Raw genomic sequence first — 24,603 nt, forward strand, 5'->3', positions numbered from 1 at the left:
GGCGGTGCGCGGCCGGGGCGCCGGCGACTGGCGCTGTCACCGGCCGCCGTCCGGCCGCGGGGCGGGCAGCACCGCGGAGCCGGCACAAAGGACCTGGCCGGGGCCGACAGGGCGGTCAGGAGGCGGTGTTCGGGCGGGCGGTCAGGTCGAGTGCGATGTCCGTGATCATGTCTTCCTGGCCGCCGACCATCTTGCGGCGGCCGACCTCGACCAGGATCGCGCGGGTGTCCAGCCCGTGGCGGGCCGCGGCGGTCTCGGCGTGGCGCAGGAAGCTGGAGTACACGCCCGCGTAGCCGAGGGTGAGGGTCTCGCGGTCGACACGGACCTCGCGGTCCTGGAGCGGCCGGACGAGGTCGTCGGCGGCGTCCATCAGGGGGAACAGATCGCAGCCGTGTTTCCAGCCCATCAGGTCGGCCACCGCGATGAACGCCTCCAGCGGGCAGTTGCCCGCCCCGGCGCCCTGGCCCGCGAGGGAGGCGTCGACGCGGGTGACGCCGTTCTCGACGGCGACCACGGTGTTGGCCACGCCGAGGGCGAGGTTGTGGTGGGCGTGGATGCCGAGTTCGGTGTTCGGGTCGAGCACATCGCGGTAGGCGCGGAAGCGGTCCCGGACACCGTCCATGGTCAGCCGGCCGCCGGAGTCGGTGACGTACACGCAGTGGGCGCCGTAGGACTCCATCAGCTTGGCCTGGCGGGCGAGTTCGGCCGGTTCGGCCATATGGGACATCATCAGGAACCCGGCCACGTCCATGCCCATCTCGCGGGCGGCGGAGATGTGCTGGGCGGAGATGTCGGCCTCGGTGCAGTGGGTGGCGATGCGCACGGAGCCGATGCCGAGGGCATGGGCCCGCTTCAGGTCGTGCAGGGTGCCGATGCCCGGCAGCAGCAGCGTGGTGGGGGTCGCCTTGCCGGTGGCTTCGACGACGGCCTCGATCCAGTCCCAGTCGGTGTGGGCGCCGATTCCGTAGGTGATGCTGGAGCCGGACAGGCCGTCGCCGTGGGCGATCTCGATCGCGGCCACCCCGGCGGCGTCCAGGGCGGCGGCGATGGTGCGGGCCTGCTCGACGGTGTAGCGGTGGCGGACGGCGTGCATGCCGTCCCGCAGGGTCACGTCCTGGATGTACAGGGCGGGCGGAGCGGCGGCGGTGGCGCCGGCGTCGGGCGTGGTCATCGTGCGGCCTCCTCGCCGGTGCGGTGGGCGGCCATGCGCTCCGCGGTGCGCAGCGCGGCCGAGGTCATGATGTCGAGGTTTCCGGCGTAGGCCGGGAGGTAGTGGGCGGCGCCCTCGACCTCGAGGAAGACCGATACCTTCACCGCGTCGGTGTGCGTGGCGTCGGCCGGCAGCAGGGAGCGCAGCGGGTCGTCGGACCTCACCTGGTCGAACTGCACCTTCTGCTTGAGGCGGTAGCCGGGTACGTATGCCTGGACCCGGCCGACCATGTCCTCGACGGCGGCGGTGACCTCCTCGGTGGCGCAGCCCGAGACCAGGCAGTGCACGGTGTCGCGCATGATCAGCGGTGGTTCGGCCGGGTTGAGGACGATGATGGCCTTGCCGCGGGCGGCGCCGCCGACGCGCTCGATGGCGGAGGCGGTGGTCTCGGTGAACTCGTCGATGTTCGCCCGGGTGCCGGGGCCCGCGGAGCGGGAGGAGATGGAGGCGACGATCTCCCCGTAGTGGAGGGGGGCGACCGCGCCCACCGCGGCGACGATCGGGATGGTGGCCTGGCCGCCGCAGGTGACCATGTTGACATTGGGCGCGCCGAGGTGGGCGTCGCCGTTGACCGGGGGCACCACATAGGGGCCGATGGCCGCCGGGGTGAGGTCGACCAGGGTACGGCCGAGGGGGCGCAGCACCTCGTCGTGGCGCTGGTGGGCACCGGCGGAGGTCGCGTCGAAGACGATCTCCACATCCGCGAACTCGTCCATCGCCACCAGCCCGTCCACGCCCTCATGGGTGGTGGCCACCTTCAGGCGGCGGGCGCGGGCCAGACCGTCGGAGTCGGGGTCGATCCCGGCCAGCGCGGTGATCTCCAGGGTGTCGGAGAGCCGCAGCACCTTGATCATGAGATCGGTGCCGATGTTGCCGGACCCGATGACCGCCACCTTGGTGCGGGTGTTCATCGCGCCGCTCACCGGTGGTCTCCTTCCGCGGCGAACCGGACCTCCACGGCGCCCAGGTCCGAGATCCGGGCGTGGAACACATCGCCCGGGGCGGCGGGGACCATCGGCCCCAGCGCCCCGGTCAGGACGAGGTCGCCCGCCCGCAGCGGATCGCCGCGCTCGGCGAGGGCCGAGGCCAGCCAGACGGCCGCGTTGAGCGGGCTGCCGAGGCAGTCGGCACCGGTCCCCTGGGAGGCCGTCTCGCCGTTGCGTGTCATGGTCATCCGCACGGAGCGCAGGTTGAGCCCGGCCAGCGGCACCGGGGAGGCGCCGAGGACGTACAGCCCGCTGGAGGCGTTGTCGGCGACGGTGTCGACGATGGAGATGTCCCAGTCCCGCACCCGGCTGTCGACGATCTCCAGCGCGGGCAGCGCGAAGTCCGTGGCGCGCAGCAGGTCCACGACGGTGCACCGGCGGTGTGGCAGGTCGTGGCCGAGCACGAGCGCCACCTCGGCCTCCACCTTGGGCTGGAGCAGCCGTCCGGCGGGCACCTCGCCGCCCTCCGGTACGGCCATGTCCGCGAACAGCGCGCCGAAGTCCGGCTGGTCCACGCCGAGCTGGCGCTGCACGGCGGGAGAGGTCAGACCGATCTTCCGGCCGACGATCCGGCGGCCGGTGGCCTGCTCGCGTTGCAGATTCAGCCGCTGCACCGCGTAGGCGGCCTCGATGCCGCCTTCGGCACCATCGGCACCACCTGCCAGGAGTGCGCGCACCGGCGGACACGGGGTCCCGCGGCGGGCGGCGTCCGCGAGCGCGTCGGCGACCTTGACCACGGCCGCGGGAAAGGCGTCCTGCGGGACATGGCCGGGAACATTCGGCACGGGCAACCTCCTGAGGAAGAACATGGGGGCCGGGCCCCTGCGCTCTCGATGTGCCTCCGGTATAGACGCGCCGCCCGCCACGAGCCAACTTTCGTTCCGCGACATGGAACGTGGCGAACGACGGCGGGCCGGACGAGGCCACGGTGACCTTCATGTTCCCCTCCGGCCGAAAGCGCCGTACCGCCTGACGGAACTGTTCCGGTGAACGGGCGCGAGCGGTGTGGAGGCGCCCGGCCGGCTGGGCACAGCCGAAGCCGGACGGCTCCCACCTCTGACGCGTCAGGGCCGGGGGAACAGCGAGCGGTAGAAGGGCGTCGTACGGAAACCGTCCGCATGGTGTGTCGAGCCCCAGCTCAGCGGCGCCGTCCGAGCGCCGGCCCGGTGCAGTTCGCCGGCGAGTCCGTAGTCGGGGTGTACGCCGTCGTCGCTCACCACCGTGGTGAAGTCGAACTCGAACCGGTCGCCCGGCCGCACCGGCAGGCCCTCCTCCGCCAGCGGGGCGTACGCCGGGGTCCAACTGCTCGGCTGGAACAGCGAGTCGATCGGCTCGTCGTCCTCGGCCACCCACAGCCGCATGCCCAGCGCGAGCCCGGAGAAGCGGCCCTCCCGGGTGAAGGTGAGCTCGGCGGCGTCGACGCCCTCCGGGCGCAGATCGCCGTTGAACTCCAGCGGCTCCACCTCCACGACGTCGGACAGATACGCCCGCTCCCGCACCTTCGGATTGTCCTGCACCCCCTCGAGGACCACCCGCAGATCGAAGGGGCGGCCCACCGAGGCGAACACCTTCTCCACATAGGGGAGGACCAGGGGCGGAAAGCCGAGCGGTTCGCCGAGGTTGGCGCTGCTCACATCGAGGGCGACGGCCGTGGTGGCGCTGCGGTGCGGGATGAACACCCCGCCGGGCCGCACCAGGCGCTCCCGTGCGTCCCGCAGCACGCGGCCGGCGCCCTCCGAGCCGCCGAGCGTGCCGATGATCTCGGAGACACACATCTCGACGGGCTCGGGCAGTTCGATCTCGGTGGACAGCCCCTCGACCACGGTGATCCGGTCGGCGAAACCGGCCTGCTCGATGTTCTTCCGGGCGATCTGCGCGGAGCTGGGGATGACTTCCACGGCCCATACGTGTCGCGCTCCGGCGCGGGCGGCGGCCAGCGCCCACACCGCGTCCTGACCCGTGCCGATGTCGAGCACCGTACGGCCGGGGGCGTAGCGCCGGACGGCTTCGGAGTACCGGTTCATCCGACGCTCATCCTTGATCATCACCTCGTAGGCGACATCGTCGTACACCGGATACTCACCGATCGAAGCGAACAGCCATACCGGGTTCGACTCCAGATCGCAGGCCCGAACAGGCACCTTGTGACCCGGTGCCGCCAACTCCGCGACGAAAGAACGCTGCATCTTCTGAACCTTTCTCTGCATCCTCCCCCGAGGCGACTTTCAGCGCCAGCATGCCAGGCTGGAAAACCTGGAATTCCCTAGGAATTGCGCTCACCAAAGCTGAATAAAGCTCACACATAGCGTGGTTAAAGCGATGACAAAGCGCCGTGAGCGGCGCGATCGGCACCCGCTCCCTGGCGCCACCCCGCCCGGCGCCCGCCACCTCCGACGATGCGCGCTGATGGGCTTCACGCCGCCGTGTAGGGCCTCCATGGAACGGGCCCGGGGGAGATAATTGACATGCTCGCGACTAAATCAAGGTTGCTTGCGGAGATGAATTCGGCTGGATTTCATGGATGGACCGCCGGATCCGCCGCCGGAGCGTCCGAAAATAATCGCCGCCAAATTACTAATACGGTTATCCGTAGTAATTGACGAGACACGCTCTCATGACCGCTGAACCGGCGGCGGACCACTGTCGGATGGTGCGGAGAAATATGAAAGTTGAAGGAATATCGGCCGCGGAGGGCCCGCCAAGTCGTCTCCGCCCCACGGCCGTTCCGCCCGCAACGGATCAGGCGCCGTTCATCTGGCCGCCCCCACGTGGTCACGGCCCTTGACCACAGTGCGGGCCGAGGTCACCGATTCTTCACACGATGCGCGGGAGTGCGGATGAACGCGGCGGAACGCAACCAACTGGGCAGACGGACACTCCTGCGGGCCACCGCCGTGGTGTCGGCCGCGGGCACGGTGGCCGTCACATCGGGTACGACACCCGGCCACGCCGCCACCGCGAAGTCCGGCGGCCACCGGTACGACCAGGACTCACCGCGGTTCAGCCTCGCGGTCCTGCCGGATACGCAGTACCTCTTCGACGCCGACAGCGCCGACCCGGAGCCGCTCCGGGCCACCTTCCGGTATCTGGTGTCCCAGCGCGAGGACGCCAACATCGCCTTCATGACGCACCTCGGCGATGTCACGGAACACGGCTCGCGGGACGAGATCGCGCTGGCCGCGTCCACGTTCGGGACCATCCACGGCAAGGTCCCCTACAGCGTCCTGGCCGGCAACCACGACATCGACTCCAGCACCGACGACCAGCGCGGCGACAGCGCCTATCTCGACGCCTTCGGCCCGCGGCGGTTCTCCGCCATGCCCACCTTCGGCGGCGCCTCGTCCGACGGCTACAACAGCTACCACGTCCTGACCGCGGGCGGGCGCGAGTGGCTGGTCCTCGCCCTCGACTGGCGGCTCTCCGCCTCCGGGCTGAGCTGGGCGCAGAAGGTGCTCGACGCGCACCCCACACTGCCCGCGATCCTCACCACCCACGACCTGGTCTGGGCCGACGACGAGGGCAGCGCACAGCTCTCGGACAACGGCCGCCGGCTGTGGGACGGCCTCATCCGCGGCAACGACCAGATCTTCCTCGCCCTCGGCGGCCACTACTGGCCCCCGGGGCGCACCGTCCTGACCAACGACGAGGGCAACGATGTCCACGTCCACATCACCAACTACCAGGACCGGTACTACGGCGGCGCCGGGATGATCCGCCTCTACGCCTTCGACCTGGTCCGCAACGTGATCGACGTCGAGACGTTCTCGCCCTGGTTCCTCAGCCGCGACCCGGAGAAGAGAACACCTCTGGAGGCGGAGACCATCGAACTGACCGGCCCCACCGACCGGTTCAGCCTCGGCATCGACTTCGAGCGCCGCTTCTCCGGCTTCGCGCCGGTCGTGCCTCGGAAGCCGCGCCCGGCTTCCGAGGTCATGCCGCGCGGCACCCTCGCGTACTGGCGCTTCGACGCCTCGGGCACCGCCTCCCGCGCGGACGCGGACGGACCGGTCGGAACCGAAACGGTGGTCCGCGACCTGTCCGGCCACGGCAACGACCTCCGGGTGACACGGCTGCACGACAGCAAGCCCGAGATCCTGACCTGGTCCGGCGACCACCACCGCGACCAGCCCGCCCACGCCAGTCTGCGCTTCGACGGCGGCAAGGCGCCCGACCGCGGCGCGGCCCTGACCACCTCCGCCACGGCGCCGCTGAACTCCGAGAAGTTCACGAGCGGCTACACCATCGAGACATTCATCAAGCTCCCGGAACCCTTCGAGGGCGACCACGCCTGGATGGGCATCCTCAGCTGGGAGGGCCGCAACGGCGACGCGGGCAAGACCACCGGCTGGTCCCCCGACGAGCCCACGTGCAGCCTCAATGTGACCCCCGAACGCTTCCTCCAGTTCGTGGTCTACCCCCAGGTGCAGGACGCCGATCCCACCTCCTGGAGCCACGCCCTGCCCGTGGGCCGGTGGACCCATATCGCCGTCGTCAACGACGGCCACCACACCGTGGTGTACGTCGACGGCTCGAAGATCGCCCGCAACCCCGGCCAGCCCTCGACGGGCATCGCCACCCTCGGCAAGCCCTTCGTGATCGGTGCCACCCAGTTCGAGGAGAAGTTCGGCCAGGGCTTCTACGGCTGGATCGGCGACACCCGCATCGTCAAACGAGCCCTGGCGCCGAAGGACTTCATGACGTCCGCCGCCTAGTGTCTTCCGGATCAAAGGGGGTAGGTGGCGTTCGTTCCGCCCGATCGACGCCACCCTCCCCCTATGACCAGGAGAGACACGTGCCCAGAGCGCTCGTCACCGGTATCGCCGCCACCGCCGTCGCCACCGTCCTGCTCACGGGCTCCGGAGCCGTGAGTGCCACGGCCACGGCCACCGCGCCACGCGAGCCACACGCCACCGATGTCCATCGGGTCCGGATCCAGGACGACTTCGACTCGCTGGGCCCGGAGGTGCGGGCGCTGAAACTGGACTCGGGGCGCACCGCGCACTACATCGACGAGGGCCCCCGGGACGGCAAGCCGGTTCTCTACCTCGGCGGCACGGGCACCAGCGCCCGGGTGGCGCATATGACGGACTTCCTGCGCAGCACCCGGGAGTCCCTCGGACTGCGGCTGATATCGGTCGAGCGCAACGGCTTCGGGGACACCGAGTTCGACAAGAGCCTGGGCAAGGCCGACTTCGCCGAGGACGCGCTCCAGGTGCTGGACCGCGTCGGGGTGCGCAAGGTCAGCGTGATCGCCATCTCGGGCGGCGGTCCCTACGCCGCCGAGCTGGCGTCCCTGGCCCCGGACCGCATCCAGTCACTGCACCTGGCCGCCGCTCTGCCCCCGTACGGCCCGAAGCGCCCCGACTGCTCGATGTCCGACGAGGAGCTGGGCAAGTCGCTGGCGCCGCAGATCGCCGATCCCCGCGTCTGGTGGGCACTGCCGGACGACAGCCCGACCAAGCGCATCCCCGGCTTCGCCGACACCGCCTTCGAGGACGGCGCCCGCACCTACAACCAGCGCGGCCAGAAGGCCGATCCCGCGCCCCAGGTGCATGAGCAGAGGCTGTACTGCCAGCGGCCCGGCCCCGATCTGTCAAAGCTGACGGCCCCCGTCATCCTCTACAGCGGCAAGAAGGACACGACCGTGCCGCCCAGCACGATCGACACCTGGAAGGAGCACCTGCCCGGCGATCCGGCCGTACGCGGTTACGCCGACTCCGGCCACGATGTGCAGTACCGCCACTGGGACCAGATCCTCGTAGACCTCGCCGGACACACGGACCGCACGGTCATCTGCTACCGGGGCCACAGCACCATGCCACCCGCCCGGATCGCCGACCCGCTGGTCGAGAAGGGACGGGCCACGCTCGGGATCTGCGCCTGGCAGAAGCCCGGCGAGGACGCCCCGGTCGACTGAACCCGTTGCGCGTCACTCCCCCGCCGACGGCCGCCGCGCCCAGAACAGCGCGTGGCCGCCGTCGCCCTCGGGGACGAACTCCTCGCCCTCGACGGTCAGTCCGGCCCCGATGAGCCAGTCCCGGTAGGTCGCGGCGTCCGCGTGGCTCCACCACATCGCGACGCCGCCACCGAGCCAGTCCTCATCGGTGCCGGTCCAGGCGCTGTGCCCGGTGGTGCCCAGGAACCAGCCGCCAGGGCGGAGCCAGGTGGCCCGGACCACGTCCTTGGGGTCGTCAATGTCCACGGCCAGGCACGGTAGTTCGGGGCGGGCGCGCTCCGCGAACGGTTTTCGGCGTCGGTGCGGCGCCGTTCGCGCCTTCGGCGCCTTTGAGCATGGGTCCGGGGGTGCCCTGGCCGGGCTCGCGTCGCCGACCACCGGGCCGGTGGGGGCGAGGCCCGGTGGCGGCCCCCGTCGGCCCATGTTGAGGACCGGTCCGGACTGCGGCGGGGGAGGGGGTACCCCTGGAAAACGTTTGACAAATTAGTTGCGCCAGATCAAGCGTTTTTAAGAAGGGGGTACCGAACCCCCGTCGCCCGCGCTCCGGAGGGGCCCCGGCCACCGAGCACAGAAGCCGCCACCGGCGCCATGCCCCACCCAGCCCGGCGGCCGGCGACGCGAGCCCGGCCCGGCACCCCCTGCCCCGCTGCTCACATGCGCCGAAGGCGCGAGACGAAACCCGCGCCTGGTCGCCCGTCCCCAGCGCCGTCAGACCTTGCGTACTGCGGCGAGGAACTCCGCCCAGGCCGTGACCGAGACGACCAGGGCGGGGCCGCCCTGGTCCTTGGAGTCGCGGATGCCGACCTGGGCGTTGTGGGGGAGGTGGGCGATCTCCACGCACATGGTGCCATTGTTCTCGCTGTAGGAGGACTTGAACCAGGCGCTCTCCGGCGCCACGTCAGTCGCTACGCGGTAGGCCATGTCAGATCTCCCGTGCTAGTTGCTGTAGAAAGGCCGGTGTCTCGCCGGGGGCGAGGGCACCTGCTCGCAGAGCCTCGAACCTGCGGGAGAAGGACCAGATGGTCGTCTCCTTGTCGCTGATGTCCGACCTGTCGATCGCATCGCTCTGCACGACTCTCGGCAGTGGACTGCCGAATTCCCACAGGTTGAAGTTGGCACCGGTCCTGTACGTGGCCGTGGCCATGGGAAGGATCTGAACCGTCACGTTGTCCAGCCGGGTCAGGGTCTGGATCTCCTCGTACTGCTCACGCATGATCTCCGGGCTGCCCACCACCCGTCTCAGCGACGCCTCGTCCTGGATGACCCAGAGTTCCAACGGGCTGTCTCTACGCGTCAGGGCCCGCTTACGTTCCATACGGATCTGGATGTGCCGCTCGACGAACTCCGTGGTGGTCTCTTCGACCGGCTTGGCGGCCAGGAACATCTCCCGTGTGTAGCGCTCCGTTTGCAGCAGGCCGAAGACGACATGAGGCTGCCACGTCCGGCTCGTACGGGCTCCGTTCTCCAGACCGATGTGCATGCCCACTCCGGACGGAAGCACACTTCGGTAGACCGACCACCAGCCACGGTTGAGAGAGTCACGGTGGATCTGCATGAGGAAGTCCACGTCGTCCTCGGCCTCGACGCCGTATCGATCCAAGAGGGCTTTCAGGTCAGCGGACTTGGGCAGGGCCGCGAGGCCGTTCTCGACGCGGAACAGCTTCGTGGTGGAAAACGTCAACCCGTCCACCGCCTCCGCGAGGGTGAATCCGGCCTCGTCCCGCAACCTCTTGAGCTCCCAGCCGAGTTGCATGCGACGGACCGTCGGTCCCGTTGGTGCTGCCACGAGTATGCCTCCCGTTGGGTCGAGCCTGCCATGCCGCCGTGCGAGTTCTGAGTCTGGCAAGGACAGCCCGCCACATCAGGTCATTTGCCCACTCGGTCACATATGCCATCTGAAGCGGAAATTAGCTGTCATCTTGCGTGCCAGCTTCCGCGCACACGAAGCTGTTTCCGCCACCGCCCCATCACTCGCGGTAGCCAAACCTCGGAACGCCATGGAGCCCTCATGCCTTCATCACGCCCTCGTCTGCTGCCCTGGCCCGGACTGAACGGGCAGCCCTGCTTCCTCGTCACCGACAACACCGGCACCAGCTACCTCTCCCGGCTGGCCGACGAGATGGAGGCCGTACAGCTACGGACCGGGGCCGACCTTCTCGGGCATGCCAGGCCGATGCTCCGGGACCGCAAGGCCGACGCCTGTGAGCTGCGCTTTGTGGGACATCGGCTCGCCGAGGCGCTGCATGACGCGCTGCGGGTGGCCGAGAGCCGGGGGCGGCGGCTGGAGGACCGGGAAGAGACCGCACCCGAGCAGAGTTAGTAGAAGCATGAACAACAGCGTGGACGTCGTGGTCATCGGTGCCGGGCAGGCGGGCTTGTCCGCCGCCTACCACCTGCGGCGGGCCGGGTACGAGCCCGGCACCGGCTTCGTGGTGCTCGACCACGCGCCCGCGCCCGGCGGGGCGTGGCAGTTCCGGTGGCCCTCGCTGACGTACGGCAAGGTCCACGGGATGTACGACCTGCCCGGTATGCGGCTGACCACCGACGAGGCGGATGCCGAACGGCCCTCGTCCGAGGTGATCCCCGCGTATTTCACACGCTATGAGCACGCCTTCGATCTGCGGGTTGTCCGCCCTGTGCATGTCACCGCCGTACGGGACGGGGACGATGGGCGGCTGCTGGTCGAGACCTCGGCCGGGACCTGGTCCGCACGGGCGCTGATCAACGCGACCGGGACCTGGGACCGGCCGTTCTGGCCCCGCTACCCCGGGCAGGAGACCTTCCGGGGGCGGCAGCTGCACACCGCGCAGTACCCCGGGCCCGAGGCGTTCGCCGGGCGGCGGGTGATCGTCGTCGGGGGCGGGGCCTCCGGGGTGCAGCATCTGCTGGAGATCGCGGAGGTGGCCGCCGAGACGACCTGGGTGACCCGGCGCCCGCCGGTATTCCGCGAGGGGCCGTTCGGCGAGGTGCAGGGGCGGGAGGCCGTGGCGATGGTCGAGCAGCGGGTACGGCAGGGCCTGCCGCCGCGGAGTGTGGTGTCCGTGACCGGGCTGCCCCTGACGGAGGCCATGCTGCGCGCCCGTGAGAAGGGGATACTCGATCGGCTGCCGATGTTCGAGCGGATCACCCCGGACGGAGTGGCCTGGGCGGATGGGCGCCATGTCGAGGCGGACACGATCCTGTGGGCCACCGGCTTCCGCGCCGCGATCGACCACCTCGCCCCGCTGAGGCTGCGCGAACAGGGTGGCGGGATCGCCGTCGAGGGGACCGGGGCGATCCGCGATCCGCGCGTGCATCTGGTCGGCTACGGGCCCTCGGCCAGCACGGTCGGCGCCAACCGCGCGGGGCGCGCCGCCGTACGGGACATCAAGACGCTGCTGACCGCCGCTCCGGCGTCGCCCCTGGCCCCGGCGTATTCCTCATAGCCCTGCCCGGGGTGCACAACGAGGGGGTCGGCCCCGCCGAGGCGATGGTCAAGCCACCGGTTTGGGGGCGAACGTCGAGTCCCTGACCACCAGTTCCGGCTGGAGCACAATGCGCCGGTGGTGATGGGTGTCCGCGTCCTCGCCGGTCTCCTCGATCAGCAGCTCAGCGGCCGTGTGCCCCATCCGGAAGGCGGGCTGCCGCACCGACGTCAGCGGCACCGCGGCCGCCGCCGCGAACTCGATGTCGTCGTAGCCCACCAGCGCCACCTCCCCCGGCACCGAAACCCCGGCCGCGAAGAGGGCCTGGAGCACCCCCAGGGCCAGCAGATCGTTGGCGCAGAACACCGCCGTCGGCCGCGGTGAGATCCCCAGCAGCCGCGCGCCCGCGTCCCGGCCGGAGGCCACGTCCAGCCGCTCGGCCTCGATATGGATCATCGTCTCCGCGGGCAGTCCCTCCTCCGCGAACGCGCTGAGCAGCCCGGCGCGCCGGTCCTGGCACTGCGGGAGCAGCATCGGACCGCTGACGTAGACCACCGAGCGGTGGCCCTGGGCGATCAGATGGCGGCCGGCCAGCGCGCCGCCCTCGATGTCGTCGACCGACACCGAACACCCCTCGGCGCTGGGCACCTCGCGGTCCACGAAGACGAACGGGATGTCATGGCGCCGGAAGCCGTCCAGGTTGCCGCCGGTGACATCGGCCGGGGTGACGAGCACCCCGCGCACCCGGTGTTCGGCGAAGAGCCCCAGGTAGTCGGCCTCCTCGTCCGGACTCTGGGCGCTGTTGCACACCATCACCCCCAGCCCCGCCTCCCGCGCCGCCCGCTCCGCACCGCTCGCCACATCCACGAAGAACGGGTTCGCCATGTCCAGCACCAACAGCGCGATGATCCGGCTGCGCCCCGCGCGCAGCTGACGCGCGGACTCCTGGCGTACATAGCCCAGGCGCTCGATCACCGCCTGCACCCGGTCGCGGGTGGTCTCGGCGACCATCTCGGGCCGGTTGATCACGTTCGAGACGGTGCCCACCGACACTCCCGCCTGCCGCGCGACGTCCTTGATCCCCACCATGCGTCCCACGACCCGGGCCCTCCGCCTTCCCGCGACCTACCGCGGTCGCGGGAACATCGTAGTGCTCTGTTCGACCGGTCGGGCAGGACCGTCACCTCCCAGATGCCCGCCCGGCCGCCTCCTCAGCCGCGGGCGCGGACCAGGCTCGACCCGCGGACGACGAGTTCGGGCTGGAGGACGATCCGCTGGTGGCGGTGGTCCCCGGCCCGCTCCCCCGTCTCCTCGATCAGCAGCTCGGCCGCCGTACGACCCATCCGGAAGGCGGGCTGCCGCACCGAGGTCAGCGGCACCGCGGCCGCCGCCGCGAACTCGATGTCGTCGTACCCCACCAGCGCCACCTCCCCCGGCACCGAAACCCCCGCCCCGTACAGCGACTGGAGCACCCCGAGGGCCAGCAGGTCGTTGGCGCAGAACACCGCCGTCGGCCGCGGTGACATGCCCAGCAGCCGGGCCCCCGCGTCCCGGCCCGAGGCCACGTCCAGCCGCTCCACCTCGACATGGCGCAGCGCGGACTCGCCGAGCCCCCGCTCGCCCAGGGCACGCAGCGCGCCGTCGCGGCGGTCGCGGCACTGGGCCAGCCGCATCGGCCCGCTCACATAGGCGACACCGCGATGGCCCAGGTCCAGCAGATGGCGGACGGCGAGTTCCCCGCCGGTGACATCGTCGACCGACACCGAACACCCCTCGGCGCTGGGCAGCACCCGGTCGACCAGCACGAAGGGGATGGGCTGCCGCCGGAACGAGGCGAGGTTGCGCCCGGTCATATCGGCCGGTGTCATCAGCACCCCGCGCACCCGCTGCTCGGCGAAGAGCCCGAGGTAGTCGGCCTCCTCATCGGGGCTCTGCGCGCTGTTGCACACCATCACCCCCAGCCCCGCCTCCCGCGCCGCACGCTCCGCACCGCTCGCCACATCCACGAAGAACGGGTTCGCCATGTCCAGCACCAACAGCGCGATGATCCGGCTGTGACCGGCCCGCAGCTGGCGCGCCGACTCCTGGCGTACATAGCCCAGGCGCTCGATCACCGCCTGCACCCGGTCGCGCGTGGCCTCGGACACCGACTCCGGGCGGTTGATGACGTTGGAGACGGTGCCGACCGAGACCCCGGCCGCACGCGCCACCTCCTTGATGCCCACCCCTGGTGCCATCGTCAGGAGGGGAGTGCGAAGTCGATGACGCGGAGGGCGGAGGGTGTGGTGCCGCTGGACTTCCGCTGGTACAGATACGACAGGACACCGTCCTGGGCGAGCCGGGTGTCGTCCACGACGACCTCGCCGAAGGCGTTGAGCCCGCTGCCGTCGAAGAGGGTCTTCCAGTCCGTCCAGCCCGAGGACTTGGACGCGGCCACGATCCGGCCGTACGGCATCACCGCGTAGGCGTTGTCGTAGCGGTCGAAGACCAGGTGACTGCGCTGGCTGGAGCCGAGGGCCACCGGGATCTCGGTCTTCTTCCAGGTGCCGGAGGCGTCCTTGAAGAGGTGGAAGGTGCGGCCGTTGGCCGTCCGGTCGGCCACGTAGTCGGTGGTGCACTGCCCGAAGCGGCCGGGGACATAGCTGATCAGGGCGTGCGGCAGCCCGGCGGAGTCGGTGGCCTGGCTCTCCTGGTTCATCAGCGAGTGGTCGGGGCCCAGCGGATCGACGACGGTTCCGGCGTCGCCGACCGCCACCGTGTCGGAGCCGCCGGTGGTGCCGACGACGGCGCCCGTCGCGTTGCGCCAGGTACGGCCGCGGTCGGAGCTGTAGGCATAGCCGGTGTCGTGGTTGGTGAGACCGCCGCCCGCGCACATCACCGCGCTGCTCTGCTCGCGCCACGTGTAGAAGGCGTGCAGCCTGCCGTCGGGTCCGTAGTCGATGCCGTGCAGATACATATTGCGGGCGGTGCTGGAGCCGTGCTCGCTGGTGTAGGTGCCGGTGGCGGAGGACCATGCGCCGAGGGCCGTCCAGTCGCTTCCGTCGTACTCGGCGAGCGCGTTGCGGCCGTTGCCGGAGACACCGGAGCGGTAGCTGAGCTGGAGCCGGCCATCGGGGGTGGCGATGAACTGCGGGTAGGTGAACTGGGAGGTGAGCGGGAGGCCGTCGAGCGTGGTCTGGACGGCGCCGAACTGGGCGGTGGTCCAGGGGTGTCCGGCGGGGTCGTCCACCAGCCCCGCCACCGACTTCACATAGAAGAAGCCGCTGCTGTGGGAGTCCATGTTCAGATGCAGCCGGCCGTCGATGCGCGAGATCCCCATGGAGATGACGTTGTGGGAGTCGTCGATGGTGAGCCGGTGCGGCAGGGTGACGGTCTGCCAGCTCCGCGCGGTGAGGGCGCGGCGCCCGATGACGGCGCTGCGGTCGGCGGTGTACCAGACGGCGTACTGATAGCCCTTGTAGGTGAGCAGCCCGTTCTTCTGGAACGCGTTGTTGTTGACCAGGCCGTTGAACGACTCGAAGTAGATTGCCTTGGCGTCGAGTTGGGTCTCGGCGAGCTTGCTGACGGCCGGGCCGGGGGCGGCCGCGGAGCCCGCGCCTGTGCTCGTGTCCGCGCCCGCGTACGGGGTTGCGGCGCCTAGCAGGGCGGTGGCCAGGACGGCGATGGCCAGTGGTCTCATGTCCGTTCCTTTCCTGGTGCGCTTGTGGGGGGCGAGCTTCTTTCCCCACCCCGCCCCTTCCCGAACCATGGGCTCCGCCCCTGGACCCCGCGAATTCCGGGGGGGGGATCCCCGGCCCCCGGGGGCCGGGACGAGGCCGGAGGCCGAAGCCCGAGCGCCCCGAAGGGGCGCGGGGCTGTGTCGATGTGCGGCTCCGCCGCGGCTGAGTCGATATGCGGCTCCGCCGCGTGGCCAGCCACGACGGCGCCGCGGATGGCCGACGACGGATCGTGGCACCCTCAGCGGAGCGCTCAGGCGAGGTGGAAGACCTCCGTGAGCGGCTTCATCGCCTCGTCCGGTTTCGCGCCGTCGAGCGCTTCGAAGAAGGGCGCCATCTCGGCCTGCCAGCGGGCGTTGACCTCGGTGGCGGCCATCGCGGCCTGGGCCGCCTCGAAGTCCTCGGTCTCCAGATAGCCGACGAGCAGCCCGTCCTCGCGCAGGAAGAGCGAGTAGTTGTGCCAGCCGGTCGCCGAGAGCGCCGCCCGCATCTCGGGCCAGACCGCCTCGTGCCGCTCGCGGTACTCCTCGATCCGGTCCTGGCGGACCTTCAGCAGAAAACACACCCGCCGCATCGCCGACCGCCTCGGAATCAGAAGTGGAACTTGTCGATATTGGCCTTGTCGAAGACGGTGGGCGGGCCGAGGATGACCTCGCCGTCCTTGCCGACCGTGTACTCGCCCAGCTTCCCGGCCTTGAACTTCTCCCCCTCGGCCCCGGTGATCTGCCCGGAGGCGAGCGCGGCCGCGGCGAACGAACCGAGGTAGCCCAGCTTCTTGGGGTCCCAGAGCGCGAACTGCTCGACGGTGCCGTCCTTGACGTACTTGCGCATCTGGTTGGGCGTGCCGAGTCCGTTCAGCACGACCTTGCCCTTGTACGAGGAGCCGCTGATGTAGCGGGCGGCCGCGGCGATGCCGACCGTGGTGGGCGCGATGATGCCCTTGAGCTTGGGGTACGCCTTGAGCAGGCCCTGGGTCTCCTGGAAGGACTTCTGGTCGTCGTCGTCCCCGTACACCGTCTTGACCAGCTTCATGTCCTTGTAGGCGGGCTTGCTCAGCTCCTCCTTCATGAAGCGGATCCAGGTGTTCTGGTTGGTGGCGTTCTGGGTGGCGGACAGGATCGCGATCTGGCCCTTGTAGTCCAGCTGCTTGGCGAGGTGCTGGACCTGGCTGCGGCCGATCTCCTCGGAGCTGGCCTGGTTGATGAAGAGCTGACGGCAGGCCGGGGCGGTGTCGGAGTCGTACGCCACCACCTTGATGTCCTTCTTCATGGCCTGCTTGAGCGGGCCGCACACCGCGTTGGGATCGTTGGCCGCGATCAGGATGGCGTCCTGCCGCTGCTGGATCAGGGTGTTGATGTACGACACCTGGGAGGAGGCGCTGGCGTCGGACGGGCCGACCTCCTTGCCCTTGCCGCCGAACTCCCCGACGGCCGCGATCCCCGCCTCGTCGACGAGCTTCTCGTACGGGTTGTTGATCTGCTTGGGCAGAAAGGCCAGCTTGAGGCCCTTCTTCAGGGGCGCGTCGGGGTCGGCCTTGGCGTCGCTCTTGGCGGCGCCGCCGTTGTCGTTGTCCTTCTTGGTGGTGCCGCCGCAGCCGGCCAGGGCCACGGCCAGGGCACAGACCACGGCGGCGGTGGCGGCGCGGCGTCCGGGAAAGTAGCTGTGGCGCGCAGCGCCTCGTCCGAGGGTGGTGGTGGGCGACGGGAGGGCCATGGAGGGACCTTTCGAGGTGCGTGGAGTCGTGGGGTGCGTGAGGTGCGTGGGGTGCGTGGCTCAGCTGGTCGAGGCGGCGGCGCGCCGGTGACGCCAGGCGCTCACGGTGGTGATCAGACGGGGGGTGAGGACGGAGGCCACCAGCAGCAGCCCGGTGACGATCACCTGGACCTCGTTGGCCACGTCGTTGAGGGTCAGCAGGTTCTTCAGGACGCCGATGAGCAGCACCCCGGCCACGGCGCCGAACAGCGTGCCCTTCCCGCCGTCGAAGTCGACCCCGCCGAGCAGGACGGAGGCGATGACGAGCATTTCGAAGCCCTGGCCGTTGTCGGCCCGTGCGCTGCCGTACCGCAGGGTGAACACGATCCCCGCGAAGGCCGAGATCAGCCCGCTGACGACGAACAGCAGCAGCTTGACGCGTTTGACGCGGATGCCCGCGAAGTACGCGGCGTCCTCCTGGGCCCCGATGGCGAACAGCGACCGGCCCAGGCCGGTGGCGTGCAGCACCACGGCGGCGATGACGGCCAGCACGATGAACAGCGCCACCGGATAGGTGAGGAAGGTGCCGGGCACGGTGGTGGTGTCCACGGCCCACTTGGCGTACGTCTCGGGGAAGTCGGTGATGGCACCCGTGCCGAGCACCACCGAGGCCAGCCCCCGGTAGAGGGCGAGCGTCCCGATGGTGACGGCGAGCGAGGGCAGCCCGACCCGGGTGACCAGCCAGCCGTTGAGCAGCCCGCCGGCCACCCCGACCAGCAGCACGATCGGCACGATCGTCTCGAACGCCCAGCCCGCGTCCCACAGTTGGCCGGTGAGCGCGCTGCCAAGACCGAGCATCGAGGCCACCGACAGATCCACCTGCCCGGCCACCACCAGCAGCGTCATCGGCAGCGCCATCAGCGCCACCTCGGCGATGTCGTTGAAGGCGAAGGCGAGGTTGTCGTGGCTCGCGAAGCCGTCCGTGGTACCGAGGCCGGTCAGGAAGACGGCCACCAGCAGCACCCCGACGGCGGTGTCCCACCTGAGCTTCATCGGGCGCTCCTCTTCCTCAGCGCACGGGTCATGCGCACCCTCACGATCCGGTCCACGCTGATGGCCGCCAGCAGCAGCGCACCGGCGATGGCGTCCTGCCAGAAGGAGTCGACCTTCAGCACGGCCAGGGCGCTGCCGATGGTGGTGAGCAGCAGCGCGCCCAGCGCGGCGCCCCACACGGTGCCGGTGCCGCCGACGATGGCGACGCCACCGACCACCACCGCGCTGACCACGGTCAGCTCCCAGCCGTGGGCGTTGTCGGCGACGACGGTGCCGAAGCGGGCCAGCCACAGCGCGCCCGCGAAGCCCGAGACGGCGCCGGAGAACAGATACGCGGCGAGCACCCGCCGCCGGATCGGCACCCCGGCCAGCCGGGCGGCCTCCGGGCTGGAGCCGATGGCGTACAGCTCACGGCCCGCGCGGTAGGTGCGCAGGACGTACGCGGTTGCGGCGAGCGCCGCGAAGGCGATCAACGGCAGGTACGGAATGCCCAGCACGCTGCCGCTGCCGAGGTCCAGCACGGGCTGCGGCACATCGGCCGCGTTGATCTGCTCCCCCTGCGCCCACCAGTAGTCGACGCCCTGGATGATGTAGAGCATTCCGAGGGTCACCACCAGCGCGGGCACCCGCCCGAAGCTCACCAGCGCACCGCTGACGATGCCGCAGGCCGCGCCGACGAGGATGCCGAGAGCCAGGACCGTCAGGACCCCGTGGTCGGTGCCGGAGACGAACTTCCCGCAGGCGAAGGCGGACAGGCCCACCACGGAGCCGACCGACAGATCGATGTTGCGGGTGATGACCACCACCGACTGCCCGACCGCGAGCAGCACCAGGATCGCGGCATTGAGCAGCAGGTCCTTGATGCCCTGGTCATTGAGGAAGCGCGGCTCGGCGATCCAGGTGAACAGCACCAGCAGGACGAGCGCCCCGGCGATGCTGATCTCCCGGGCGCGGAAGACGGCGTCGACGAGCGAACGCGCCGAACGCGCCGTCTCCGGCGCGGCGGCGGTCTGGTCGGACTTCTCGGGTTTCTCGACGGTCACGCTCACGTACGAGTCCCTTCTGCGCTGGCGCCGCAGGCGCCGGTGGGCCCGGTGACGCCGGTGGACCCGGTGACGCCGGTGGACCCGGCGGCGCCCGTGGGCCCGGTGACACCCGTAGCGGTGACGCCCGTAGGCCCGGCGGCGTGGGGGTGCCCACTCGTGCCAGTGGCCCCGGTGAGCCCAGTGGTGCCGGTGGGCCCGCTGGCGCCGGTGGGCCCGGCGGCGCCCGTGTCACCGGTGGTGCCGGGGGGCCCGGTCGCGCCCGTGGGCCCGGCGGCGTGGGGGTGCCCACTCGTGCCAGTGGCCCCAGTGGGCCCAGTGACGCCCGTAGGCCCAGTGACGCCCGTAGGCCCGGTGACGCCCGTGTCACCGGTGGCCTCGGTGTGCCCGATCGCCGCGGGGTCGCCAGTGGGCCCATTGGCGTGGGGGTGCCCACTCGTGCCGGTGGGCCCGGTCGCGTCGGCCTCACCGGCGATACGGGCGCCATCGGCGCCCTCCGTGAGTCCGGTCGCCGCGGCCATCACCGACTCCTCGGTGGCCTCGGCGCGCGGGATCTCGGCGACCAGCCGGCCCTCGTGCATCACCAGGACCCGGTCGGCCATGCCCAGCACCTCGGGCAGATCGGAGGAGATCATCAGCACCGCGAGGCCATCGGCGGCCAGCGACGACAGCAGCCGGTGCACCTCGGCCTTGGTGCCCACGTCGATCCCGCGCGTGGGCTCGTCGACGATGAGCACCGTGGGCTCGGTGGCCAGCCACTTGGCGAGCACGACCTTCTGCTGATTGCCCCCGGAGAGCACCCCGACGTGGTCGGCGAGACTGCCGTACTTCAGCTGGAGCCGGACCGCCCAGTCGGCCGCGCGGCCGCGCTCCAGCGCCCGTTTCACCAGCCCCGCGCGGCCCAGCCGGTCCAGGCCGGTGAGCCCGATGTTGCGTTCGATGGACATCTCCATCACCAGGCCCCGCTGGCGCCGGTCCTCAGGGACGAGCGCGAGCCCGGCGTCCATGGCGGCGGTCGGCGAACCGGGCCGCAGCGCCGACCCGCCGACCCGCACCTCGCCCGCGTCCGCCCGGTCCACGCCGAACACGGCCTGGGCGACCTCGGTGCGCCCGGCACCGACCAGCCCGGCGAGCGCGACGATCTCACCGCGCCGTACATCGAAGGAGACGTCCCGGAAGACGCCCTCACGGGTCAGCCGCCGCACCGACAGCGCGGTTTCGCCGACCCGGCTGTCCTGTTTGGGGTAGAGCTCGGCCAGGTCCCGGCCCACCATGCGGCGGACCAGATCGTCCTGGGTCAGCCCGGCCAGCGGCTCGGAGGCCACCCACCGACCGTCCCTCAGGACCGTGACCCGCTGGCAGAGTTCGAAGATCTCCTCCAGGCGGTGGGAGATGAACAGCACGGCGGCGCCCTCGGCGCGCAGCGTCTCGACCACCGAGAAGAGGCGGGCGGTCTCACTTCCGGTGAGCGCCGCCGTCGGCTCATCCATGATCAGCACCCGGGCGTCGAAGGAGAGCGCCTTGGCGATCTCGACGATCTGCTGATCGGCGATGGACAGGCCCCTGGCGGGCCGGTCCGGGTCGAGTTCGACGCCGAGCCGCGCCATCAGGGCGGCGGTGGAGGTCCGTACCGCCTTGTGGTCGATCCGGCCGAGCGCCCGGCGGGGCTGACGGCCCATGAAGATGTTCTCGGCGATGGACAGATCGGGGAAGAGCGTCGGCTCCTGGTAGATGACGGCGATGCCGACGTCACGCGCTCCGGCGGGGCCGTGGAAGACCACCGGCTCGCCGTCCAGCAGCACCCGGCCGGAGTCGGGCCGGTGCACCCCGGCGAGGGTTTTGATGAGCGTGGACTTGCCCGCCCCGTTCTCACCGGCCAGGGCATGGGCCTCACCGGCGAAGAGCTCGAGCGAGACGTCCCGGAGGGCCCGTACGGCGCCGAAGGATTTGTTCACCCCCTCGAGGGCGAGGACCGGCACACCGGTCGTAGCAGGCTGGCTCACGGAGTCTCCTGACGCGTACGCAGGGGCAATAAATGAAATGTTTCAATGCCGGATTCCGGGAAGCTAGCCCCGCCCTATGCGGCCGTCAAGGGGGTGCGCACGGGATATGCCCATATCGATTCAGCCCCCTTGACGCACCCTGATGTCCGGCCCTACGGTCCAGGCGCCTTGGGTTGAATCGTTTTACATCTCTCTCGTCTTTCCTGGCCATGCCAACCGTTCCCGCGTGGCCCGGCCAACCGTTCCCGCGTGACTCGGCCAACCGTTCCTGGAAATCCAGCCGTACCCAGCCGTATCCAGCCGTACCCAGTCGTCACTGGAGGACGCTCGTGATCAGCAGACGCCACCTGCTCGCCACCACCGCCGCCACCGGTACGGCCCTCACGGGTCTGCCCGCACTCACCCCGTCCGCCACCGCCGCGGAACGGCCCGGCGCCGGGCTGCGGGTCCGTAGCACGACGGTGGAGTACGCACCCCATCCGCTCGGCCTCGACACGCCCCGCCCCCGCCTGAGTTGGGTCCTCGACTCGGACGCGAACGACCAGGTGCAGAGCGCGTACCACATCCGGGTCGCCACCTCCCCCGACCGGCTCGGCGACCCCGACGTCTGGGACAGCGGCAGGACGGAAGCACACCAGTCGGTCCTGGTCCCCTACGACGGTCCGGCCCTGCGCCCGAGCACCCGGTACCACTGGTCGGTGCGGGTCTGGGACGGCCACGGCCGCCCCTCCCCGTGGTCCGCCCCCGCCTGGTGGGAGACCGGGTTGCTGGGCGCCGAGCGGTGGCGGGCGCGCTGGATCACCGCGCCCGCCGCGCTGACCGCGCCCCCGGCCCTGGACGGCGCCTCCTGGATCTGGTTCCCCGAAGGGGATCCGGCCGCCGAGGCCCCCGCGGCCACCCGGTGGTTCCGCGGCTCCGTCCCCGCCCCGGGCACCGTCCGCCGCGCCCGGCTGGTGGTGGCGGCCGACGACGGCTTCACCGCCCAGGTGAACGGCACGGAGGTCGCCGCCCGTGAGGCGCTGGGCGTGCTCAAGGCGTGGAGCCATCCGGTCACCGTCGACATCACCGAATTCCTGCGCCGGGGCGCCGCCACCCTCGCCATCGCGGCCACCAACGCCGAGCGGGGCCCGGCGGGGCTGCTGGCCACCCTGGAACTCACCACCGAGGACGGCACCACCACCCACCACCACACGGACGCCACCTGGCGCACGACCGACGCCGAACCGCCCACCGGCTGGGCGGATCCGGACTACGACGACAGCGGCTGGGCCACCGCCAAGGAGCTGGCGCCCTGGGGCAGCGGCCCCTGGGGCAGGGTGTTCCCCCTCCAGTCCCCCGCCCAACTCCGGCGCACCTTCCGGCTCACCAAGCCCGTCGCGCGCGCCCGGCTCCACTCCACGGCGCTGGGCCTCTACGAAGCCCACCTCAACGGCGTCCGCGTCGGCCGCGACCAACTGGCGCCCGGCTGGACGGACTACCGCAAGCGCGTGGCGTACCAGACCTACGACGTCACCGACGCCCTCCGCCGCGGGGCCAACGCCCTCGGGGTGACCCTCGCGCCCGGCTGGTACGCCGGGAACATCGCCTGGTTCGGCCAGGGCCGCTACGGCGACCACCCCGCGCTGCTCGCCCAGCTGGAGGTCACGTACACCGACGGCAGCACCGAGCGCATCACCACCGACCAGCAGTGGCGCGCGGCCACCGGCCCGCTGCTGACGGCCGATCTGCTGATGGGCGAGGAGTACGACGCCCGTAAGGAGACCCCGGGCTGGACCTCACCGGGCTTCGACGACACCGGCTGGCAGCCCGCCGTCACGGCCGCGGACATCACGGCCGAGGTCGTGGCCCAGACCGACGCCCCGACCCGGGTGGAACGCGAGCTCAAGCCGGTCGAGGTCACCGAACCCGCCCCCGGTGTCCACCTCTTCGACCTGGGCCAGAACATGGTCGGCAGCGTCCGCCTCACCGTCTCCGGCCCGGCCGGCCGAAAGGTCCGGATCCGCCACGCCGAGGTACTGGCCCCCGACGGCACCGCCTACACGGCCAATCTGCGCACCGCCCGCCCCGTCGACACCTACACCCTCAAGGGCGGCGGCCCCGAGACCTACGAGCCGCGCTTCACCTTCCACGGCTTCCGCTACGTCGAGGTCACCGGCTACCCCGGAAAGCCTCCGCTCGACGCGGTCACCGGGCGGGTGATGCACACCGACGCCCCGTTCACGATGTCCTTCCACACCGACTCGGCGATGCTCAACCAGCTGCACTCCAACATCACCTGGGGGCTGCGCGGCAACTTCCTGTCCATCCCCACCGACACCCCGGCGCGGGACGAACGGCTCGGCTGGACCGGCGACATCAACGTGTTCTCCAGCACCGCCGCCTACACCATGGAGTCCGCCCGCTTCCTCACCAAGTGGCTCCAGGACCTGCGCGACGGCCAGACCGACGAGGGCTCCTTCCCCGATGTGGCGCCCCACCTCGGCGACGTCGGCAACGGCGCGGCGGGCTGGGGCGACGCCGGGGTGACCGTGCCCTGGAACCTCTACCAGGCGTACGGCGACACCCGGGTGCTGCGCGAGAACTGGCCGGCCATGCGGCGCTGGATCACCTACCTGGAGCGGCACAGCACCGATCTGCTGCGGCCCGCCGAGGGCTACGGCGACTGGCTCAGCGTCGAGGCGGACACCCCCAAGGACGTCATCGCCACCGCCTACTTCGCACACGCCACCGACCTCGTCGCCCGCACCGCACACGTCCTGGGCGAGGACCCGGCCCCGTACGAGGACCTCCTGACCCGTATCAAGGCGGCCTTCAACCGCGCCTATGTCTCCGCCGACGGCAGGGTCAAGGGCGACACCCAGACCGCGTACGTCCTGGCGCTCTCCATGGATCTGCTCCCCGCTGGCCTCCGCAAGCCCGCCGCCGACCGGCTCGTGGCCCTCGTCCGGGACCGCGACTGGCATCTGTCCACCGGCTTCCTCGGCACCCCGCGGCTGCTTCCGACCCTCACCGGGGCCGGTCACACCGACGTTGCCTACCGCCTGCTCCACCAGCGCACCTTCCCCTCCTGGGGGTACCAGATCGACCGGGGGGCGACCACGATGTGGGAGCGCTGGGACTCCATCAAACCCGACGGCAGCTTCCAGGACGTCGGGATGAACTCCTTCAACCACTACGCCTACGGCTCGGTCGGCGAGTGGATGTACCAGAACATCACCGGGATCGCCCCCGCCGCCCCCGGCTTCCGCGAGATCCTCATCCGGCCCCGCCCCGGCGGCGAAGTGCGCTCCGCCGAGGGCCGCTACGACTCGCCGCACGGCCCGGTCACCACCCGCTGGTCGCAGGGCGAGGAGTTCAGCCTCACGGTGTCCATCCCGGTCAACACCACCGCGGAGGTCTGGGTCCCCGCGCGCCGCGCGGCGGATGTGACCAGCCGCGGCGCCGGCTTCCTGCGACTGGCGGACGGCTGCGCGGTGTTCGCCGTGGGGTCGGGGACGCACCACTTCTTGACGCGTGGCGGACCGCGCGGCTAGGTTTCTT

At 70.9% G+C, this 24,603-nt stretch carries 19 protein-coding genes and 1 pseudogene; 5 read left to right on the plus strand and 15 right to left on the minus strand.

Features of this window, described 5'->3' with window-relative positions:
- Positions 1–115 precede the first annotated feature (115 nt).
- The 4 genes from dmpG to AB0E24_RS37130 all read right to left on the minus strand — a co-directional run bounded on the left by dmpG (position 116) and on the right by AB0E24_RS37130 (position 4,382).
- Entirely contained in the window at positions 116–1,171 is a 1,056-nt protein-coding gene (gene dmpG, locus AB0E24_RS37115) for a 4-hydroxy-2-oxovalerate aldolase (RefSeq protein WP_347210974.1), read from the minus strand.
- Positions 1,168–2,121 (minus strand): acetaldehyde dehydrogenase (acetylating), encoded by a 954-nt coding sequence (locus AB0E24_RS37120; RefSeq protein WP_100809111.1) that lies wholly within the window; start codon positions 2,119–2,121, stop codon positions 1,168–1,170. The genes dmpG and AB0E24_RS37120 overlap by 4 nt, the downstream gene beginning before the upstream one ends.
- Before the next feature lie 8 nt (positions 2,122–2,129).
- On the minus strand, positions 2,130–2,987 hold the full coding sequence (gene mhpD, locus AB0E24_RS37125) for a 2-keto-4-pentenoate hydratase (RefSeq protein WP_420544184.1): 858 nt from the start codon (positions 2,985–2,987) through the stop codon (positions 2,130–2,132).
- Positions 2,988–3,260: 273 nt separating this feature from the next.
- The gene (locus tag AB0E24_RS37130) at positions 3,261–4,382 is read right to left on the minus strand and encodes a 50S ribosomal protein L11 methyltransferase (protein ID WP_359383892.1); all 1,122 of its coding nucleotides are present in this window, start codon (positions 4,380–4,382) and stop codon (positions 3,261–3,263) included.
- Between the two features lie 651 nt (positions 4,383–5,033).
- Here AB0E24_RS37130 and AB0E24_RS37135 point away from each other — a divergent pair.
- A complete protein-coding gene (locus AB0E24_RS37135) occupies positions 5,034–6,908 on the plus strand; it encodes a LamG-like jellyroll fold domain-containing protein (RefSeq protein ID WP_359383896.1) in 1,875 nt (624 codons plus the stop codon).
- Positions 6,909–6,988: 80 nt separating this feature from the next.
- Complete coding sequence (locus AB0E24_RS37140) at positions 6,989–8,113, plus strand: alpha/beta fold hydrolase (protein WP_102936751.1); 1,125 nt, start codon at positions 6,989–6,991, stop codon at positions 8,111–8,113.
- A 12-nt stretch (positions 8,114–8,125) separates the two neighbouring features.
- On the opposite strand, the gene AB0E24_RS37145 is transcribed toward AB0E24_RS37140, so the two are convergent.
- From AB0E24_RS37145 to AB0E24_RS37155, 3 genes are all read right to left on the minus strand, one after another.
- Positions 8,126–8,398, minus strand: a complete 273-nt coding sequence (locus AB0E24_RS37145) for a hypothetical protein (protein ID WP_232564841.1) — start codon at positions 8,396–8,398, stop codon at positions 8,126–8,128.
- A gap of 462 nt (positions 8,399–8,860) precedes the next feature.
- Complete coding sequence (locus AB0E24_RS37150) at positions 8,861–9,073, minus strand: DUF397 domain-containing protein (RefSeq protein ID WP_359383900.1); 213 nt, start codon at positions 9,071–9,073, stop codon at positions 8,861–8,863.
- A gap of 1 nt (position 9,074) precedes the next feature.
- Positions 9,075–9,905, minus strand: a complete 831-nt coding sequence (locus AB0E24_RS37155) for a helix-turn-helix domain-containing protein (protein WP_202543810.1) — start codon at positions 9,903–9,905, stop codon at positions 9,075–9,077.
- A 255-nt stretch (positions 9,906–10,160) separates the two neighbouring features.
- Between AB0E24_RS37155 and AB0E24_RS37160 the strand changes: the two genes are divergently transcribed.
- Both AB0E24_RS37160 and AB0E24_RS37165 read left to right on the plus strand, forming a co-directional pair.
- Positions 10,161–10,472, plus strand: a complete 312-nt coding sequence (locus AB0E24_RS37160; RefSeq protein WP_069867470.1) for a hypothetical protein — start codon at positions 10,161–10,163, stop codon at positions 10,470–10,472.
- 7 nt (positions 10,473–10,479) lie between these two features.
- A complete protein-coding gene (locus tag AB0E24_RS37165) occupies positions 10,480–11,577 on the plus strand; it encodes an NAD(P)-binding domain-containing protein (protein WP_359383903.1) in 1,098 nt (365 codons plus the stop codon).
- 48 nt (positions 11,578–11,625) lie between these two features.
- On the opposite strand, the gene AB0E24_RS37170 is transcribed toward AB0E24_RS37165, so the two are convergent.
- The 8 genes and pseudogenes from AB0E24_RS37170 to AB0E24_RS37205 all read right to left on the minus strand — a co-directional run.
- A complete protein-coding gene (locus AB0E24_RS37170) occupies positions 11,626–12,645 on the minus strand; it encodes a LacI family DNA-binding transcriptional regulator (RefSeq protein WP_069867472.1) in 1,020 nt (339 codons plus the stop codon).
- Positions 12,646–12,767: 122 nt separating this feature from the next.
- A complete protein-coding gene (locus AB0E24_RS37175) occupies positions 12,768–13,793 on the minus strand; it encodes a LacI family DNA-binding transcriptional regulator (protein ID WP_174884924.1) in 1,026 nt (341 codons plus the stop codon).
- Between the two features lie 2 nt (positions 13,794–13,795).
- The gene (locus tag AB0E24_RS37180; RefSeq protein ID WP_232638486.1) at positions 13,796–15,235 is read right to left on the minus strand and encodes a BNR repeat-containing protein; all 1,440 of its coding nucleotides are present in this window, start codon (positions 15,233–15,235) and stop codon (positions 13,796–13,798) included.
- A gap of 290 nt (positions 15,236–15,525) precedes the next feature.
- The gene (locus AB0E24_RS37185) at positions 15,526–15,846 is read right to left on the minus strand and encodes an L-rhamnose mutarotase (protein ID WP_069867475.1); all 321 of its coding nucleotides are present in this window, start codon (positions 15,844–15,846) and stop codon (positions 15,526–15,528) included.
- Positions 15,847–15,863: 17 nt separating this feature from the next.
- Positions 15,864–16,985: a rhamnose ABC transporter substrate-binding protein gene (gene rhaS / locus AB0E24_RS37190; RefSeq protein ID WP_250850884.1), complete on the minus strand. Its 1,122-nt coding sequence runs from the start codon at positions 16,983–16,985 to the stop codon at positions 15,864–15,866.
- A gap of 60 nt (positions 16,986–17,045) precedes the next feature.
- Entirely contained in the window at positions 17,046–18,017 is a 972-nt protein-coding gene (locus AB0E24_RS37195; RefSeq protein ID WP_359383908.1) for an ABC transporter permease, read from the minus strand.
- Positions 18,014–19,066 carry an ABC transporter permease gene (locus AB0E24_RS37200; RefSeq protein WP_373567837.1) on the minus strand — a complete coding sequence of 351 codons (1,053 nt, stop codon included), beginning with the start codon at positions 19,064–19,066 and terminating at the stop codon, positions 18,014–18,016. Before AB0E24_RS37200 ends, AB0E24_RS37195 begins: the two co-directional genes overlap by 4 nt.
- Before the next feature lie 497 nt (positions 19,067–19,563).
- Positions 19,564–21,063: pseudogene (locus tag AB0E24_RS37205) on the minus strand (sugar ABC transporter ATP-binding protein); the annotation flags it as partial.
- A 329-nt stretch (positions 21,064–21,392) separates the two neighbouring features.
- Between AB0E24_RS37205 and AB0E24_RS37210 the strand changes: the two are divergent.
- Positions 21,393–24,596, plus strand: coding sequence for an alpha-L-rhamnosidase (locus AB0E24_RS37210; protein ID WP_359383911.1), 3,204 nt, complete (start codon positions 21,393–21,395; stop codon positions 24,594–24,596).
- The last annotated feature ends 7 nt before the right edge of the window (positions 24,597–24,603 follow it).

The organism is Streptomyces malaysiensis subsp. malaysiensis (assembly GCF_040653035.1).
Lineage (GTDB): Bacteria > Actinomycetota > Actinomycetes > Streptomycetales > Streptomycetaceae > Streptomyces > Streptomyces malaysiensis.

What these genes read in the sequence shown, in the direction of transcription:
- AB0E24_RS37160 (WP_069867470.1), top strand. Translation starts at nt 10,161, where the DNA reads ATGCCTTCATCACGCCCTCGTCTGCTGCCCTGGCCCGGACTGAACGGG.
- rhaS (WP_250850884.1), bottom strand. Translation starts at nt 16,985, where the DNA reads ATGGCCCTCCCGTCGCCCACCACCACCCTCGGACGAGGCGCTGCGCGC.
- AB0E24_RS37180 (WP_232638486.1), bottom strand. Translation starts at nt 15,235, where the DNA reads ATGAGACCACTGGCCATCGCCGTCCTGGCCACCGCCCTGCTAGGCGCC.
- AB0E24_RS37130 (WP_359383892.1), bottom strand. Translation starts at nt 4,382, where the DNA reads ATGCAGCGTTCTTTCGTCGCGGAGTTGGCGGCACCGGGTCACAAGGTG.
- dmpG (WP_347210974.1), bottom strand. Translation starts at nt 1,171, where the DNA reads ATGACCACGCCCGACGCCGGCGCCACCGCCGCCGCTCCGCCCGCCCTG.
- AB0E24_RS37120 (WP_100809111.1), bottom strand. Translation starts at nt 2,121, where the DNA reads ATGAACACCCGCACCAAGGTGGCGGTCATCGGGTCCGGCAACATCGGC.
- AB0E24_RS37195 (WP_359383908.1), bottom strand. Translation starts at nt 18,017, where the DNA reads ATGAAGCTCAGGTGGGACACCGCCGTCGGGGTGCTGCTGGTGGCCGTC.
- AB0E24_RS37185 (WP_069867475.1), bottom strand. Translation starts at nt 15,846, where the DNA reads ATGCGGCGGGTGTGTTTTCTGCTGAAGGTCCGCCAGGACCGGATCGAG.
- AB0E24_RS37170 (WP_069867472.1), bottom strand. Translation starts at nt 12,645, where the DNA reads ATGGTGGGGATCAAGGACGTCGCGCGGCAGGCGGGAGTGTCGGTGGGC.
- AB0E24_RS37165 (WP_359383903.1), top strand. Translation starts at nt 10,480, where the DNA reads ATGAACAACAGCGTGGACGTCGTGGTCATCGGTGCCGGGCAGGCGGGC.
- AB0E24_RS37175 (WP_174884924.1), bottom strand. Translation starts at nt 13,793, where the DNA reads ATGGCACCAGGGGTGGGCATCAAGGAGGTGGCGCGTGCGGCCGGGGTC.
- AB0E24_RS37150 (WP_359383900.1), bottom strand. Translation starts at nt 9,073, where the DNA reads ATGGCCTACCGCGTAGCGACTGACGTGGCGCCGGAGAGCGCCTGGTTC.
- AB0E24_RS37135 (WP_359383896.1), top strand. Translation starts at nt 5,034, where the DNA reads ATGAACGCGGCGGAACGCAACCAACTGGGCAGACGGACACTCCTGCGG.
- AB0E24_RS37155 (WP_202543810.1), bottom strand. Translation starts at nt 9,905, where the DNA reads ATGCAACTCGGCTGGGAGCTCAAGAGGTTGCGGGACGAGGCCGGATTC.